Consider the following 16,384-nt stretch of genomic DNA (forward strand, 5'->3'; position numbering starts at 1 on the left):
TTAAATTTGTTACAATTTGTATCATTTTATACTTTGATATTGATTCAATTTGTATCAATTTTGTTGCATGAAATTACGAGGAACTGTCAGGGAAGAAACCCAGCCTTCTAAAAATACAATGGTAGTTGAGTTTGAAGGTGACAAGAAAAAACAGCATTTTGAAGTTAAATGCTCCTTTAATCCGCACGAGCATAAATTCAGAAAATGGGACGTGATTGATATGTGGATTAAATGGGAGAGTGAAGTTTTTGAAGATCCGAAAACGGGAGAGAAGTCATATTTTACCCATTTAATTTGTGATAAAGCAGTTGAATTCGTTTCAAAGTACGGCGATAAATAATTTGCATAATATTTGTATTTTAGGTTTAAAATAATGATTTTTAGCTTGTTATTATTCATTTGTATTCGTAAATTTAGGTATGAATTATAAAGCAATACCGGGTTTCGACTCGTACTTGATTGATCAAGATGGAAATGTTAAGAGTAAACTTACTGGAAAGATTTTAAAACCCGGATTTATGACTAGCGGATACAAGTTTCTTGTTTTACGTAAGAATGGGCAGTCATTTAATAGGTCTATACATAGATTGGTTGCATTAACTTTTTTAGAAAACCCATTTAATAAACCGCAAGTCAATCATATAAATGGGATTAAAACAGATAATAGGGTAGAAAATCTTGAATGGTCTACAAGATCTGAAAACATTAAGCACATGTATGATACTGGTTTGAAGAAATATAAACCATTACATTATAAAGGCAAATCAGGTGCTAATCATAATAGGAGTTTGAAAGTAATATGCAAAAATAATGGGTGTGTATATGGTTCTTTTGCTGAAGCTGAACGTATTTTAAATCTGTCGTATGGGTCTGTATCGCGTAGCATCAAGAATAATAAGCCCATCAACGGGCTATTATTTGAAAAGCAATAATAATTGAAATTTTGGAACTAAAAGAAAAAGGCGTATCGTTTTAGACACGCCTTAATAATTTTAATATTTTTCTAACTTTATTTTACTTGCTTCCTCGAAACGAATTGAATTAATATGGTTGGCGTAAAGTTCTGTTATCTTTTCATCTGAATGCCCGAATATTTCCGATATTGTTTTAAGGTCCATACCCGCTTTTAATTTGTCGTTAGCGCCTTTATGTTTGAAAGAATAGCATTTTACATTAATTCCCAATCCGTCTATTATGTATTCCTTCCACTTTCTTGTAGCTGTATCTCTCTTTATTGGGTATGGATTAGGACAAAAGTATTCGTGTTTGAAAAATCTACATCCGTAAGGCTTCGGTCTTCCAATGAGATAGTAGTCTTTATTGCGAAGGTCCATTTTTTTAAGCATAGATAGTACAGGCTCAAAAATAGGTACATATCTGTAAGAATTATCCTTTGAGTCTTCAGATGCAATTCTAATTACTTTATGTTCAATGTTTATATCGCCACATTTAAGCAATAGTATTTCCTTTGGTCTTATTCCCAAATAATACTCAATGCTATAGAAAACATAATAATTGTAATCTATGTTATACAAGTGTTTGGAAATTATTTTATGTTGTTTATCAGTAGCCAGTATATATCCTTCTGTTTTTTCCTCTTTTTTCGGCCGAATATCCCGCACAACATTGAATTTTATATATTCCCATTCAACCAGCTCTGAAAACAATGATTTAATATATCCCAGGTTCTTATTATATTCTTTCCCGGTCCAGTTTCTTTCTTGCTGAATATCGTCCATTATCGACTTTACGTGATACCTTTCTACATCAGAAATATTAACATTTGTAAATTTTAATTTGACCGCAGAATATTTGAAAAAGTTAACAGCACAGTTGTAATTTCCGTGAGAGTCTTTTGAAAGATCAGGTTTCTTTTTTTTCAGAGCGAAATCTAAAGCATCACATATCTTGATTACGTCAGCTTTCTTTTTTAGTGCCGGATTTAATTCGATTCCGGATTTTAATTTTAATTCAAGCGTTGATTTTAGAATTTCAGCAGCAAACATACGTTCGCTATAATCATTTGATGAATTAAGGCCTTTTGAAATTTTCTTGATGATTTTTTGTGTCTCTGTATTGTAAACATAGACATACCAACGGTACTTCATATCCGTTGATGAAGAGATTCGGACTTCTAAATTTTTCATTTCACAAATATTTTGATTTGTGAACACTTGAGGGAGTATGAGAAAAATTTACTTATTTTTACTAAAAGTGTTATCTATAGCTTGTAAAACACTGATAAATAACACTTTATGAAAATTGCAGAAAGGAAGGGATTCGAACCCTCGATACAGTTACCCGTATACTACCTTTCCAGGGTAGCTCCTTCAACCACTCGGACACCTTTCTTTTTGAGATTGCAAAAATAGTGTATTTTCTTTAATATCCAAATTATTCTTACAAATTAATCCGTAATTTCTCCACAAAGGCTTTTGGTGAAATTATCTGCGAAGCTTCCGGAGTAGCTTGGATTGTCAATAAGGTGCATTGCTTTAGTAATCGCAGTTTCGGCAGTCATATCTCTTCCGCTGATGGCTCCGATTCTTGAGAAAATATTACTGTTTTCATACTTTCCGAATGAAATACCTCCTGAAATACACTGACTTACCACCACAATTTCAGTTCCGTTGTTTCTGATTTCCTGAAGGGTTTCCTGTGTTTTCTCACTGCTGAAAATCGTTCCTGAACCAAAAACCTGAAGGATCAGAACCTTCATTTTGGGGATTTCTTTGAAGTGGCTCAAATGCATACCCGGGAAAATTCTCCAGAATAAAATATCTTCAGAAATATACTCATCCACATGAAATTCCACCTCCGGATCACAACGGAACAGGTTATCTTTAATAATATTCAAATGAACTCCGGATTGCCCAAGAATCGGGTAATTAGGGCTTGCATAGGCATCAAAATACTCTGCAGAATATTTCAATGTTCTGTTTCCTCTTAATAATTTGTACTCAAAGTAAATGGCTACCTCCTGAATAACCGCTTCATCGTTTTCATACAGGCTGGCATAGTAAAGGCTGGTCAGAAGATTTTCCTTGGCATCCGTTCTCAGATCACCAATCGGAAGCTGAGAACCAGTCATAATCACAGGTTTTCTTAATCCTTTCAACATAAAGCTCAGTGCTGAAGCGGTGTAGGACATCGTGTCTGTTCCGTGAAGAATAAGAAAGCCGTCATAGTCATTATAGTTTTTGTGGATATAATTGGCGATCACTCTCCATTCTTCAGGTCCCATATCCGAAGAGTCCAGCGGTTTGGCAAAAGGATGAACAAAAACTTCACATTCCATAAGCCTCATTTCAGGCATCTTTTCGAATATATTTCCAAAATCAAAGGCGCGGAGACTTCCGGTTTCGTAATCTTTTTCCATTCCGATGGTTCCACCGGTATAGATGAGCAGGACTTTTCGCTTCATGTACTAATTTTAATTAAGAATTGGAGCCCGATTAGGGTTCATAGGTCAAAATTACGTTAATTTGCAAAGATTTGAAAATGAATGAAACGCTTATCTTGAAATTTTATAAAAATAAAATGAAAATTGTAGCGGTTTCATAGGGCTATTGAAAAAAATAACTAAATGCAGATGAATGATTTATCGCAAACTTATGAATATTTAAAACAGTTTTTAACGGAAGAAAGACTGACGAAAATCGAACATTTTTCCAAGGAAAGTTCAGATTTTGTACTTCCGGTAGTAGAAGACGTTTATCAGTTCAGAAATGCAGCTGCAATCGTACGTTCTGTGGAGGCTTGTGGTTTCCATAAAGTAGTGGCTTTGCAGGAAGAATACAGTTTTGAACCCAATCTTCGGGTCACAAAAGGAGCAGACACATGGGTTGAAGTAGAAAAGCTTCCCCGGAATATGGAATCTTTTCAGAATATTAAAGACAGAAGATATAAAATAGTGGCTGTTTCACTGGAAAAGAATGCTAAAATGCTGCCAGAATATGAAGTAACTGAACCTATTGCTCTGGTTTTTGGAACTGAAATGGAGGGTGTTTCTCAGGAAATTTTAGATTTTGCTGACGAGACATTGGCTATTCCGATGTATGGCTTTACAAGGAGCTTCAATGTTTCTGTGGCAGCTTCAATCTGTATGTATGAATTGAAGCAGAAGCTGATAAAATCTGATATTGATTATAAATTGAATGAAGAAAAGCTTTTAAGAATGAAAATCCTATGGGCTGTCAATTCAATCAGAAGCGGACAGCAGATCTTTGAAAAATATCTGAGAGAAAATAATATTGACTGGAAATAGTCAATCTGAAATAAAAAAGAGAAGGTTGAGCAACCTTCTCTTCATGTTTATATCATATTATAATAATTCCATGCTGCTACGAAAACGCCTGCTGTTTCCGTTCTCAGTCTTTGATTCCCAAGTGATACAGCTCTTACCTTATTTTCTGCTAAAAATGCAATCTCCTTTTCAGAAAAATCACCTTCCGGACCTATTAAAAATGTAAGCTTTTCCATCTTAGGAATATTTTTCAGAGCAATTCTTTCTAAGTTCTCATGACAGTGCGCAACAAATGTATGTTCCGGATCAATACTTTTCAGAAAATCCTGAATTTTAATTAAATCATTGATAACCGGAAAATGAAATCTCAAACTTTGCTTTGATGCCGCAACAGCCTGTTTCCTGATCTTATCAATATTGACGTTTTTACGTTCTGTTTTCTCAGTCTGCAGGATCGTAATCTCAGAAATGCCCATTTCCACAGCTTTTTCCACAAAGAATTCGATCCTGTCAATATTTTTGGTAGGAGCAATGGCAATATGAAGCATGGGGCTGAATTCAGGCATGTTTTCTTTGATCTCAGAAATTTCAATACCAGCTTTCTTCCCTTCTATAATGAGTTTTCCGGAAGCCAGTTTTCCTTTGCCATCTGTCACATGAATATCTTCTCCATCTTTCATCCGAAGAACTTTCACAATATGCTGCTGCTCTTCATCGTTGATTATTACGTTATTTCCGTTGATTTCTCCGTAGAATAGTTTCATAATATTGGTAAAATGGTAAAAAGGCAAAATCGCAAAACAGGATAATGTAATTAAACCTTCTTAATATTTAAAGTTTTATATAAAGCGTTAAGTTGATTTGAAATGCTTTCAGTTTTAATTCTTAGCTGTTCATAATTTTTATTATCTAGAAATTCTAAATCATTAGATATAATAAGAAAATTAATCACTTCAATACAACTGCCAAAAGATATAGAGATAAATCTGGACTTTTCCTTTTCCGTTGATCTGCACATTCCTTCAGCAATATTAGCTGTAATACTTGTAGTGGCTCTGCGAATTTGATTAGTAATTCCAAATTTTTCATTCTCTGAAAATAAAGAAGTTATTTGATAAATATCTTTCACTAAACTTCTCGCATTATTCCAAACTTCCAGTTTTTCAAAATAAAATTTATACATATTTTCATTATTTGGTTTACATGCAAATTAATTAATTCACCATTAAAAACAAATAATAAATGAGGTAAAGGGGGCATTATTTCGCTGTTTATCGATTTTGCCTTTTTGCCCTCCTATAAATCATATTTTGCCGTTGCTGTAGTTCTGAGATCTGTAAACTCTCCTCTCTCAAATTTCAGCTTTGCTACCATAGCAATCATGGCAGCGTTATCTGTAGTATATTCAAACTTTGGAATGTAGATATTCCAGCCCAGTCTTTCTCTGTTTTCCTCCATAGCTTTTCTCAATGCAGAATTGGCAGAAACACCTCCCGCGATGGCAACTTCATTCACATTGAGGTCTTTGGCTGCTTTCTCAAGTTTATTCATCAGAATCTCAATAATGGATTTCTGTACAGATGCACAAAGATCATTAAGATTTTCTTTGATAAAATCAGGATTTTTTCTGACTTCTTTCTGAATGAAATATAGCACTGAAGTTTTAATTCCGCTGAAGGAATAATCATAGTTCTCCAGTTTGGGTTTGTTGAATTGAAAAGCATCAGGGTTTCCTTCTTTGGCCAGTCTGTCAATGATAGGTCCGGCAGGGTAATCAAGGTCAAAGATTTTTCCTATTTTATCGAAAGCTTCTCCTGCGGCATCATCGATGGTCTTTCCAATGATTTCCATATCGAAATAGTCTTTTACGAGAACAATCATAGTATGCCCGCCACTTACTGTAAGACATAAAAAAGGAAAGTTGGGCGGCACAGGATTTGCATCTTCGATGAAATGGGCCAGAATGTGGGCTTGAAGGTGATTTACTTCAATTAACGGAACGTTAAGGCTCATAGCCAAAGACTTAGCAAATGATGTTCCTACAAGAAGAGATCCTAAAAGTCCGGGTCCGCGTGTAAATCCTATAGCTGAGATAGCATTTTGTTGTATATTTGCTTTGGAAAAAGATTTTTCAACAACGGGGATAATATTTTGCTGATGGGCCCGTGAAGCCAATTCAGGCACAACACCACCATATTCTTTGTGGATGGCCTGGTTCGCGGCAATGTTTGAAAGAATAGAATTTCCCTTGATGATAGCTGCTGAGGTGTCGTCGCAGGACGATTCAATACCTAAAATTATAGAGTCGCTCATAATAATGGCAAAGTTAGAGAATAATAACGAGAATGAGAATAAAAAATCAGTAGCTGAAAACCTAGGTAATCAGGTACAGAAAACTGTCGAAAATGTAGAGGAAAAAGTTCGGGAGACAGTGAAAGAAGCATCTGAACTGGCTTCAGATGCCATACATCATCCTGTGGAAACAGCTGAAGAGTTTGGGAAGCAGGCTGTGAAAGATGTTACCAGCTATACCTGGTGGGCAAAACTTCTCCTGATTCTCTTTTGGCTTGGAATTGTGCTTGTTGGAGGAGTACTTATTGCCATTAATCTTCCGGTGACAAAGCAATGGGCAGCTGATCAGGCACTGAAGCTTGTTAATAATGATTTCAAATCTGATTTTACTACAGAAAGTGTAGATGTAAATTATTTCGGTGACGTAACGATAAAAGGCTTAAAAGTAAAAGATTATAAAGGTTTTGATTTTATTACAGCCCGTGAATTTCGGGCAGACTCAGACTGGATGTCTCTTGCCATAAATGCCATTTCTGGAAACAGTAATTCTTTAAGTTTCAATTCTCTGACACTTGTCAATTCCGATATAAAAGTAATTACCTATAAAGGAGACAGTATTTCTAATTTTGTGAGGTTTGTAGAACTTTTTGACAACGGAAAGAAAAGAGATCCGAAAAAACCTCCTTTTCAGCTGAATTCCAGAATACAGATTATGGACTCCAAAGTTTCCATTGTCAATCAAAATTCTCCCGGCGAACAGGGAAAATGGCTTACAGCAACACAATTCAACTTAAAAGCTCCCAATGTAAAAGTCAATGGCCCGAACGTTTCGGCGCTGATTAATAATATGTCGTTTGTAACTTCAAGATGGGGAAAAGCCCATCTTGTAGATACGTTTTCAACAGAACTTTCGTTAACGAAGCAGTTTCTATCACTGAAAGACCTTACGCTGAATACAGATCATACCTTGCTTCAGGGAGATATCAAATTCAATCTTCATGACGGCTCATGGGCAGATTTTGCCGATAAGGTACGATGGGATATGAATATCAAGCAGGGAAGCCAGTTAAGCGGTTATGATATCAGCTATTTTGTAACAAACTGGGATAATATCAAACCATTCAATCTTTCAGGAACAATGACTGGTCCTCTGAACAAGTTTCATCTGGAAAACTTCCTGATCAGAAATCCTGATGTGAATATTGCCACGAAAACAATGAAGGTTGACAATCTGCTGAAAGGACATTTTGCTATCGAAACGAAAGATCTTTCCACAGATTTTACCTACAAAGATCTGAAAGCAATGATGCCTTCATTTATCTCCAAAAAGATGAAGAATTTTGCTGATGATTTCGGGAAGCTAAAGTACAACGGAACAGCAAAAGTGAACCCGGACCAGATTTATGTGGATAACGGAAATCTGATGACAGGAATTGGGCAGGCAAAAATCTCCAAGCTTACTCTGACGGGTTACAGTACAGCTATGCCAAAATATTCAGGCTATCTTGATGTAAAAGATCTTAACACCTCTGTGATCACCAAGAATAAAACAGTGGGTTTAATTTCCGGTAAATTTGATCTTAACGGACAAAGCTTTGATGTTAATACCATGCGTCTGACTACAAAATCTCAGATTGCAAGTGTTGAAATTATGGATAAAACGATCAACAACCTTTATCTGGACGGATTGTTGGATCATAAAAAATATAACGGACTTATAACCGTTAATGATGAACAGGCAAAAGCTACGGTCAAAGGATTGATAGACTTCAGTACTTCAAGAGTAGCAATGGATGTCAATGCTGATGTTTCATACCTGAATATGAACTATTTTACCAATAAACCTGGTACTCAGGTGGTAAGTGGACAGGTTGAAGGAAAAATGGCTATGTCTTCCATTAATGACCTTACTTTGGATGTGAATGCCAATAATCTTCACTTTGCTACTGCTACTCAAAAATATAATATTCCGAATGCTAAGTTAAAAACATTTATAGAAGCAGGATCCCGCGTAATAGATGTAGATGCTCCGGGAGCTGCCACAGGTAAAATTTCAGGGAGATACAGCCTGGCAGATCTTGGCGGAATGGTAGAAAACGGATTAGGAAAAATATTGGTTGGTCCACCGCCAAGGAAATTATATCGTGGACAGAATTTCGCACTTAAGTTTGATGTTCAGCAAGGTTTAGTCAATTATTTCTTGCCGGATCTCAGATTGCCTCAGGGAGCGGTTGTAGAAGGAGAATATGATGGAAATTCCAATAATCTTATCCTGAATCTTGATGCGGCTTCTTTAAAGTATATCATGACAAAAGAGGAAGAAATTACAGATGCTGATAAGGCGCTGGCAGCTTCCAATCCTGATTATAAAGTCAATGACAGGAAAAATATCAGCAGAGACAGTGCTTTGGTGGATAGTGTTAAAGTGAGAATTAACACGGCAGATCTTAATCAGCAATTGTACGCCAAGATCAATAGAGTAGTGTATAATAAAAATGTGATCAAAGATTTTGAACTTAAAGGGAATAATGAAAACGGAAATACACTTCATTTAGCAACCGTATTCAAACATGGAAGTCCGGATGATGAGCTGAATGAAAAGCTTAAAGAATATGCCATTAACGTGGATCAGTCTACAGATGCAGCGGGTGATTATGTATTCAGGTTTGAACCTACTGAAGTAAAATTCAATGAAGTTACATGGGCAATAGATACAAGTCCCGAACTGAATCATTCTATTACTTACAGAAGGAAAACCGGTGATTTTGATATCAGAAACCTGAGGGTATATTCCGATAAAAGTGCTTTGTTTATTAAAGAAGCACAGTTTAAATCAGCTAAAGATTTTTATGTAGATGCTGATATCAATGATTTTGCTGTAGAAAAACTGCTGGAAATGCAGTCAGGAGGAAATACGATGGATATAAAAGGTCTTGCCAACGGAAGTGTGAAGATCAAAATGGATAAAAGTACCCTTCAGCCGCTGGTAGATCTTAATATCGATAATATTAAGATGAATGGCAATGATATGGGTGATATCTCTATTTCTGCAACCAATGGCTTCTCATTGAATGTTTATGATATTGATGTAAAAGTTCACTCTGCAGGAGTCCTTGGAAATAACAGTCTTAATCTGACAGGAACTGTTAATAATAATACATCTTCTCCGATCATTGATCTTAATGCAGAAATGCGTGATTTTGATCTTTCATTTACGCAGCAGTTTGTACAGACCGTTTTTGGAAACCTTCGTGGAAAAGCTACAGGGGATCTTAAAATCAATGGAAAACTTAACGATCTTGATTATAGCGGTGATATTGCTTTAAAAGATTTTGGTTTAAAACTTTTGTTTACAGGAGTAGATTATTCATTTGATGATACGGTAATCCAGCTGTCCAGAGGACTTGCTATTCTCAACAATATTGAAGTGCACGATGGAAGAACCAATTCCAAAGGAAATGTTTCGGGGGCGATTCAGTTTGAAACCCTTTCTTCCATGGGGGTGTCACTCGTAATGAGGGCAGACAACCTTTTGATGCTGAATACGACACAAAAAGATTTTGACCTGTTCTGGGGAAGAGTTTACGGGCAGGGAGACCTTTATGTGGACGGACCTGTTTCAGGATTGAGTATAACCACTCCTAATATGAAGGCACTTAACGGAAGTACCTTTACCTTTAATTCCAGTTCTACTTCCAATGTAGAAGAATTCAAAATGCTGAGGTTCCTGAAAGAAGGAAAAGACGGCCTGATTACCCTGGAAGAAAAGAAGAAAACAGGAGCCAATATGAATATCGATTTTAATCTGGCTGTAGATAAGGGAACCACTGTAAATGTACTGGTTGGTGACGATGTAGGAAATATTACCGTAAAAGGATCTGCAGATCCGCTGAGGTTCCATATGAACAGACAGGGAAATATTGCCATGAGCGGTACCTATAAAGTAGATAACGGTACATTCGTTTCCAAGGCTATCCTTAATAAGACATTCCAGATCGAAAGAAACAGCAGCATCAGATGGGATGGTGATGCGATGAAGCCTACATTGGATATTAATGCCAATTACATCAGAATGGTTTCCAATGCCGGCGAATATCTGAGCCTGGGGAAACTACAGCCTATCAGTATATTGCTTCAGGCGCACATTACCCAATCATTGGTAGATCCGCAGATTGACCTTAATGTGACTGCTATGGATGTATCCAGCCAGGTAAGAGAAACCCTTGCTGCAAAAATGAGCCAGGAAGGGGAGAAAGTTCTTCAGTTTGGGTCTGTATTGCTGTTGAGTACCTTTAACGTATCCAATACAGGTGGATTCGATGTGAATGTAGGAAACGTAGCAGAATCTTCAGGATATAATATGCTTCTGAAACAGCTGGGATCTGTACTTAATACGATGAGTAACGAATTCCAGATTGACCTTAATTATGTGAAAGGAGACCAGAATTCAAATTTCGGGGACAGAGCCAATGCCGGGGTAAGTGTAGCTGTTTCTCCAAGAGTCAATATCAAGACAGGGTTGGGCATTCCGTTATCCAAAACCGATGGTGCACAAAACAATTATCTTTCCACGGAAGGGTCAGTAGAATATGATTTGTCTAAAAAGAATGACGGATCATTGGTGATACGTGCGTATTCCAAGCCTACAAACATAGGAATGGTGAGTACAAACGGTTCTGCTAATCAGGCTTATGGAGGAGGGGTTGTGTGGAGTAAAAGCTTCAATTCTTTGTTTAAAAAGAAGAAAAAAGACAAAAAAACTTCAGAGGCAAAAGGTGAAATAAAAACAGATTCTATAAAATCGCAAGGTAAATAATTAGAATATTTTAATGATTTTTATCATCTGTGTTAATTATTGTTAATATTTGATATATATTTTTTAGTTAAATTATTTTTCGTAAATTTGCAAAAAATACATAGATTTTTTAAAGAAATTGTAATTTAACTAATATGAACTATCAACTGGACGAAATAGACAAGAAGATTCTTGATTTCTTAGTAGAAAACACAAGAATGCCTTTTACTGAAATTGCAAAGCAGATGGATGTTTCTGCTGGAACAATTCACGTAAGAGTGAAAAAGATGGAAGATGCAGGTATTATTTTGGGATCATCTCTTAACATCGATTATGGTAAGCTGGATTATCACTTTACAGCTTTCATAGGTATCCTTTTGACAAAATCAAACCGTACTCAGGAAGTATTGAAAGAATTGTCAACTATTCCTAACGTAATCGAGGCTAGCGTTATTTCCGGAAAATATAATATTTTCTGTAAAGTAAGAGCTAAGAACACTGATGATGCTAAAAGAATTATTTACCAGATCGATGACATTCAGGATGTAATGAGAACTGAAAGTATGATCTCTATGGAGGAATTCTTAAGTGACAAAAACAGACTGATCAACGCAATCTCTGTGTAAGTCAAATTTTAAACGAATAATTATAAAAGAACTTATGAAATCTCTCATAAGTTCTTTATTTTTGCAGGTATGGAAGAATACAGCTATTTTGACGAAGACCCGAAGAAAGGATGGGGATTTATACTCGCATTTGCCGCATTGATGTTGTTTACCGTCATGGGGCTTGGGATAGATGTGGATGAGTATCTGCAGCATGAATACCTTCAGATTCCAAGGTGGTACTTCTATGTCATCTTTTCTATTGATGTACTGATGATGATCGGGCTGGTGCTGATGTTTTTTTACAGAAAGGTTGGGATCTTTATGTTTCCGGCGTTACTGGTGCTGCATTTCTTTATGCACAATTATTATCTGTCTACATTCCTGTATACTGATGTTACCAATCTTTTCCTGTTCACAGGATTCGGAATGCTTGCCATTATCCCGAAATGGAAGTTTTTTAAATAAGCTTAGTCAATTGCAATAAGATAACAAACCGCTTTTAAATAACATTTAAAAGCGGTTTTTGAATAATAAAAAAGAGAACATATTATCTGAGTTCCAGAGAATGAAAAATTTCTTGTTTCAAGGGATTTTTTGACCAGTCTTCCCATGCTGCTGTATAAGGATTATAGCCACATTTCAAAGGTTTGGATATATTCAGGCCTTCTTTGTTTTTTTCAGCATTTTCGGTATACGCCCTGCAGTCTGTACAGACATAGCGAAACTCACAGTCTTTACAGGTTTCTATATAATCTTTCGTTAAGTTCCAGTATTTTTTGAAACCTGATTGGTTTAGTGTTTCTTCAAGGCTTTGGCTATTGATGTTTCCAAAACTTTCATTCATGAGAGGACAGTTTTTGAGATTGCCGTTTTTGTCAATGCCCATCTTTTTATACAGGCAGGAATTGTGATTAACTGCTTCAATGACTTTGGGAATATTGGTATTGAAGTACTTTAGTTCCACTTTTCCACAGGCAGATATTTTCAGATCATCTTTCAGAAAATGCAGCGAAAATTTGTATTCATTTTTAGCTTTGAAAGGAGGTTTCGAACAATTGTAGAAGATAAGACTGTATAATCTGACTGTCTTTTTTTGAAGAGCCTGTACAAAAGATAGGTTGATTTTTTGATGAAACGGCGAAAAAACTTCTATTCCTGATAAGACTGAGTTTTTAAATATTGTATCAATTTCTATAAAATCTTTTGAGGTTAAAGGGTTTAAACTATAAATCACCAGATGTTTGATTCCCAGATTTTCTACTGATGTATATATTTTTTTCAGGACCCCTATATCTGCCATTTCTATGAAAAGATTGGTTATGGTGCTGGGTTCATGATGTTCGAAAGAAAGGGAAGGGAAATTCCTGTCCCAGTCATTTTCAGTAATAAATCCGTATTCTTTTTCCAGCAGAAGATCAATATATTCGTGAACAATTGATCTGGATTCCTGATCATAATCTTTCAGTATAGTTTCAATTGAATGGCTTTTAAGTTCTACAATAATTTCATACAATTCCAGAGGATACAGTTCTGATATATTTCTCTGCAGATCCGAGATCAGAATTCTTGTAGGACCTTTGGTGATGAGGATATTGCTGAATAGGTTGAAATAGTTCATGAGTTAATAAATACTTGAAGATTAAGTTCTTTTTCTGATCATCTGAATTACCACTTGCCATGTATCAAAACCAATAATATTCTTTGAGCATCTTGTTAAAATATTCTATACCAATCTCGTCAGAAATTTATAAGGATTAAGTTTTGCATAGAAATCAGTATGATATTTTTCACAAGAGATTGTTATGCTGAAATATCTCTTCTCACGACTTTTACTGTTTACAACATCAATATATTTAAAGGTTAGTGGAAGTTTATGCTTTTCTTTTGTAGTAAAATCTCTTTTCATAAATATTCTGCTATTTCTTTTTCTAATAAATAATTACAAATGACTGACATTCCCAGAAACTGACCTACGGGGTTGACTTCCAGGAAATAATATGTACTGCCACTCTTAATGAAATCAAGTGAACCGCAATTGAGGTCTAAAGACTGCATTAACAGATGAATTTTTTGTTCAATTTCTTTCGGAAGGTTGTAAGGTACTTTTCTATTTGGCTTTTTAGTATTATATTTCCTGAAATCAACTTTAGTTTGATCGTCATTTTGTGAAAAAATAGCTATGGACCAAATCTTTTTATTCAGATAAAAACTTCTTATTTCGAAATCTTTTTCGATTTTTTCCTGGAAGAAAGTAATAAAAAAAATTTTATCTTCTTTTTCCTGAATAGTCGTTGTATACATCATACCACTGGAGTTTTTGAGTATGCTTTCCATTCGTGGATTTCCGCCAATAGTTTTAATAATCGTCTTATTTAAAATAACATTCTCTGTATTATCAGCCAGAAAATAATAAGGAACATCTAATCCCGATTTTTGTGCTTCTTCAAGCACAAGAAGTTTATTAATATCACTATTACTTTGCTTATTGATATGTTTTTTCGACTCTAAAACCTTTATTACATAATCTTCCAGCCAGTGCTGATATTCATTCATATTAAGGTTAATTGCAGAATTCTTATAGGGCAGACGGTTAAATTTCAATTCTCCTCTTCTATACCAAACACTGGTAATTTCATCAATAAAAAAACAATTTCTCGGGCTTTGTATATAAATCCGTTTTTCTTTGATCTTAATATCAAAAATTTCATCTTCATGTACTCGGATAAAGCTTTTTCCTACTTTCAGAAGCCATTTAATAACTTCTGTAGTGGTGATTTCGTTATTTTGAGAAATAATAAGTATCAATTTTTCTTTTTTATTTTTTTGAAGAAATCTTTAGTAATCAATTGAGCATGCTTTAGGCTCGGTAGTCCTATGCTTTTACGATTACGGTTGACGGTTGCGGAATCTTTTATATTTTCATATCCTTGATAAACGCCATAGGTATAAGGAACTTTATGATGCAAATTATTTCTGTCTACCATCGCTGCATAATCTCTTGGAGGACATTCACCAGATTTTACATACTCTAATAGCTTTATTTTCAAATATGGGTAATACTCTTCATAATCTGCCATGTGTAGTAATATAGGTCCTGATGGCATAAAGAAATCACCATTTGATAAACCAATTTTTTGCAGACTTGGGAAACCATAATTCTCAAACATCCACCTCAGAAGTTCAGCATTCTTTTTATCATTTTTATTGATATCTGCATAATTTGAATCAATACGGCTGTCTTGATCACGTTTAAACGCGACTGTAAAAGAATCTACAAGTTTTTGATTAAGTCCTCTTTTCCATTCCTCAACTTTAAATTCTATTTCCTGCCTGCCAATGCCATATTTTTGATAGAGCTGTATGAAGCTGGAGTCTTGCTTTTTATATTTCCAATTATGTGCAACTAACGGAATAAGCTTGTAAAGACTTTTCTTCCCACCAAAATTTTTATGATGTTGATGTGAAAGTCTTATGTAATTTTCATATTCATTGATCCGTTCCTGGTTTTTGGGAGCATATTGTCTGAATATCTTTTTATATTGTTTAACAGCAGCCATTGTATCCTTTTGAAAACGAAGTATACTGTCAGCCTCATTGATTTTATTATAGTAGATTATATAGTTATAATTTCTGCTCTTACAAGCCGCAAGAGTAAAAATTATAGCTATTAAAGCGTAAGAAGTATAATGCCAGGTATCTTTTCCCATGAATTCTCTATGAATATATCTGATAAAAAAGATAGAGGGATAACCCTCTATCTGTATTAGAATTAATCAAGACTGGTATCTATTTGTAGAGTACTGATGCGAACTCCGTCCTTCCATGTCTCTTTATCATAGCAGCTAGAACCACAATCTGTTTCTACATATTTGTAATCATCACCACCTAAAATTGATTTTAAGTCTTTTCTTTGTAACTTTTTGTTTTCTGCAGAAGAGAAGCTACCCTTCATTCCATTTAATTTTTTCATTTTGATACGTTTTTTGTGTTGTGTAAACATTTGTGTCATATAAACCCTGACATTTGGGTGAATGGTTTCTCATGTTTATCATGTACTGTACACATACAATCTAAAAATGGAAATGCATTCCGTCAACGTTGATGTTTTCAAATCTATAAATATTCAGTTCACTTCAGTGGGATAAAACTTGTAAGTGATTTGTTTATTTTTTGTACACACATGCATATGCAAATTGTGTATATTTCAGCACGTTTGGTGAAATATTTCAAACATTGAAAAGTATAAAGTGATGCAGTTAATATTGAGAAAACCTCAAAATTAACAGAGGTTTGTATAGTAATATATTCTATTGTACAATATGACAAATAAAGACAATTAAGAGGTGAAAATCAGATGTTTTTAGATTCGTTTTCAAGCAAATTTGCATATTATTTGCAAAAAAAATAATGGTTTTTAATCTAAAAACAGATAAGAACATCATA

At 35.0% G+C, this 16,384-nt stretch carries 16 protein-coding genes and 1 tRNA gene; 6 read left to right on the forward strand and 11 right to left on the reverse strand.

Annotation, left to right across the window (positions count from 1 at the left end):
• Positions 1–67: 67 nt before the first annotated feature.
• Positions 68–340: a hypothetical protein gene (locus EL165_RS21105; protein WP_002984463.1), complete on the forward strand. Its 273-nt coding sequence runs from the start codon at positions 68–70 to the stop codon at positions 338–340.
• Between the two features lie 79 nt (positions 341–419).
• Positions 420–932: an HNH endonuclease gene (locus EL165_RS21110; protein WP_002984461.1), complete on the forward strand. Its 513-nt coding sequence runs from the start codon at positions 420–422 to the stop codon at positions 930–932.
• A 60-nt stretch (positions 933–992) separates the two neighbouring features.
• On the opposite strand, the gene EL165_RS21115 is transcribed toward EL165_RS21110, so the two are convergent.
• From EL165_RS21115 to EL165_RS21125, 3 genes are all read right to left on the reverse strand, one after another.
• Entirely contained in the window at positions 993–2,147 is a 1,155-nt protein-coding gene (locus tag EL165_RS21115; RefSeq protein ID WP_002984459.1) for a tyrosine-type recombinase/integrase, read from the reverse strand.
• 118 nt (positions 2,148–2,265) lie between these two features.
• A tRNA-Ser gene (locus EL165_RS21120) sits at positions 2,266–2,352 on the reverse strand.
• Between the two features lie 55 nt (positions 2,353–2,407).
• Complete coding sequence (locus EL165_RS21125) at positions 2,408–3,424, reverse strand: asparaginase (protein ID WP_002984458.1); 1,017 nt, start codon at positions 3,422–3,424, stop codon at positions 2,408–2,410.
• Between the two features lie 168 nt (positions 3,425–3,592).
• Between EL165_RS21125 and EL165_RS21130 the strand changes: the two genes are divergently transcribed.
• Complete coding sequence (locus EL165_RS21130) at positions 3,593–4,267, forward strand: TrmH family RNA methyltransferase (protein ID WP_081457799.1); 675 nt, start codon at positions 3,593–3,595, stop codon at positions 4,265–4,267.
• Positions 4,268–4,314: 47 nt separating this feature from the next.
• Here the strand turns inward: EL165_RS21130 and EL165_RS21135 are convergent, their stop codons facing one another.
• The 3 genes from EL165_RS21135 to tsaD all read right to left on the reverse strand — a co-directional run bounded on the left by EL165_RS21135 (position 4,315) and on the right by tsaD (position 6,559).
• Positions 4,315–5,010, reverse strand: a complete 696-nt coding sequence (locus EL165_RS21135; protein ID WP_002984454.1) for an RsmE family RNA methyltransferase — start codon at positions 5,008–5,010, stop codon at positions 4,315–4,317.
• A 50-nt stretch (positions 5,011–5,060) separates the two neighbouring features.
• Positions 5,061–5,429, reverse strand: a complete 369-nt coding sequence (locus EL165_RS21140; protein ID WP_002984452.1) for a four helix bundle protein — start codon at positions 5,427–5,429, stop codon at positions 5,061–5,063.
• Between the two features lie 113 nt (positions 5,430–5,542).
• Positions 5,543–6,559, reverse strand: a complete 1,017-nt coding sequence (tsaD, locus tag EL165_RS21145) for a tRNA (adenosine(37)-N6)-threonylcarbamoyltransferase complex transferase subunit TsaD (protein WP_002984450.1) — start codon at positions 6,557–6,559, stop codon at positions 5,543–5,545.
• Positions 6,560–6,563: 4 nt separating this feature from the next.
• Here tsaD and EL165_RS21150 point away from each other — a divergent pair, with 4 nt between their 5' ends.
• From EL165_RS21150 to EL165_RS21160, 3 genes are all read left to right on the forward strand, one after another.
• The gene (locus tag EL165_RS21150) at positions 6,564–11,354 is read left to right on the forward strand and encodes a translocation/assembly module TamB domain-containing protein (protein WP_041462129.1); all 4,791 of its coding nucleotides are present in this window, start codon (positions 6,564–6,566) and stop codon (positions 11,352–11,354) included.
• Between the two features lie 134 nt (positions 11,355–11,488).
• Positions 11,489–11,959, forward strand: a complete 471-nt coding sequence (locus EL165_RS21155) for an Lrp/AsnC family transcriptional regulator (RefSeq protein WP_002984446.1) — start codon at positions 11,489–11,491, stop codon at positions 11,957–11,959.
• A gap of 69 nt (positions 11,960–12,028) precedes the next feature.
• Positions 12,029–12,406 carry a hypothetical protein gene (locus EL165_RS21160; RefSeq protein ID WP_002984445.1) on the forward strand — a complete coding sequence of 126 codons (378 nt, stop codon included), beginning with the start codon at positions 12,029–12,031 and terminating at the stop codon, positions 12,404–12,406.
• An 82-nt stretch (positions 12,407–12,488) separates the two neighbouring features.
• Here the strand turns inward: EL165_RS21160 and gwsS are convergent, their stop codons facing one another.
• The 5 genes from gwsS to EL165_RS21185 form a co-directional block, all read right to left on the reverse strand.
• Positions 12,489–13,559 carry a grasp-with-spasm system SPASM domain peptide maturase gene (gwsS, locus tag EL165_RS21165; RefSeq protein ID WP_002984443.1) on the reverse strand — a complete coding sequence of 357 codons (1,071 nt, stop codon included), beginning with the start codon at positions 13,557–13,559 and terminating at the stop codon, positions 12,489–12,491.
• Between the two features lie 105 nt (positions 13,560–13,664).
• Positions 13,665–13,847 carry a hypothetical protein gene (locus EL165_RS21170; protein WP_002984442.1) on the reverse strand — a complete coding sequence of 61 codons (183 nt, stop codon included), beginning with the start codon at positions 13,845–13,847 and terminating at the stop codon, positions 13,665–13,667.
• Positions 13,844–14,746 (reverse strand): grasp-with-spasm system ATP-grasp peptide maturase, encoded by a 903-nt coding sequence (gene gwsG / locus EL165_RS21175; RefSeq protein WP_002984440.1) that lies wholly within the window; start codon positions 14,744–14,746, stop codon positions 13,844–13,846. The genes EL165_RS21170 and gwsG overlap by 4 nt, the downstream gene beginning before the upstream one ends.
• The gene (locus EL165_RS21180) at positions 14,743–15,648 is read right to left on the reverse strand and encodes a hypothetical protein (RefSeq protein ID WP_002984438.1); all 906 of its coding nucleotides are present in this window, start codon (positions 15,646–15,648) and stop codon (positions 14,743–14,745) included. Before EL165_RS21180 ends, gwsG begins: the two co-directional genes overlap by 4 nt.
• 62 nt (positions 15,649–15,710) lie before the next feature.
• Positions 15,711–15,911: a TIGR04139 family peptide modification target gene (locus tag EL165_RS21185; RefSeq protein ID WP_041462128.1), complete on the reverse strand. Its 201-nt coding sequence runs from the start codon at positions 15,909–15,911 to the stop codon at positions 15,711–15,713.
• Positions 15,912–16,384: the final 473 nt, after the last annotated feature.

It is taken from the genome of Chryseobacterium gleum (assembly GCF_900636535.1).
Lineage (GTDB): Bacteria > Bacteroidota > Bacteroidia > Flavobacteriales > Weeksellaceae > Chryseobacterium > Chryseobacterium gleum.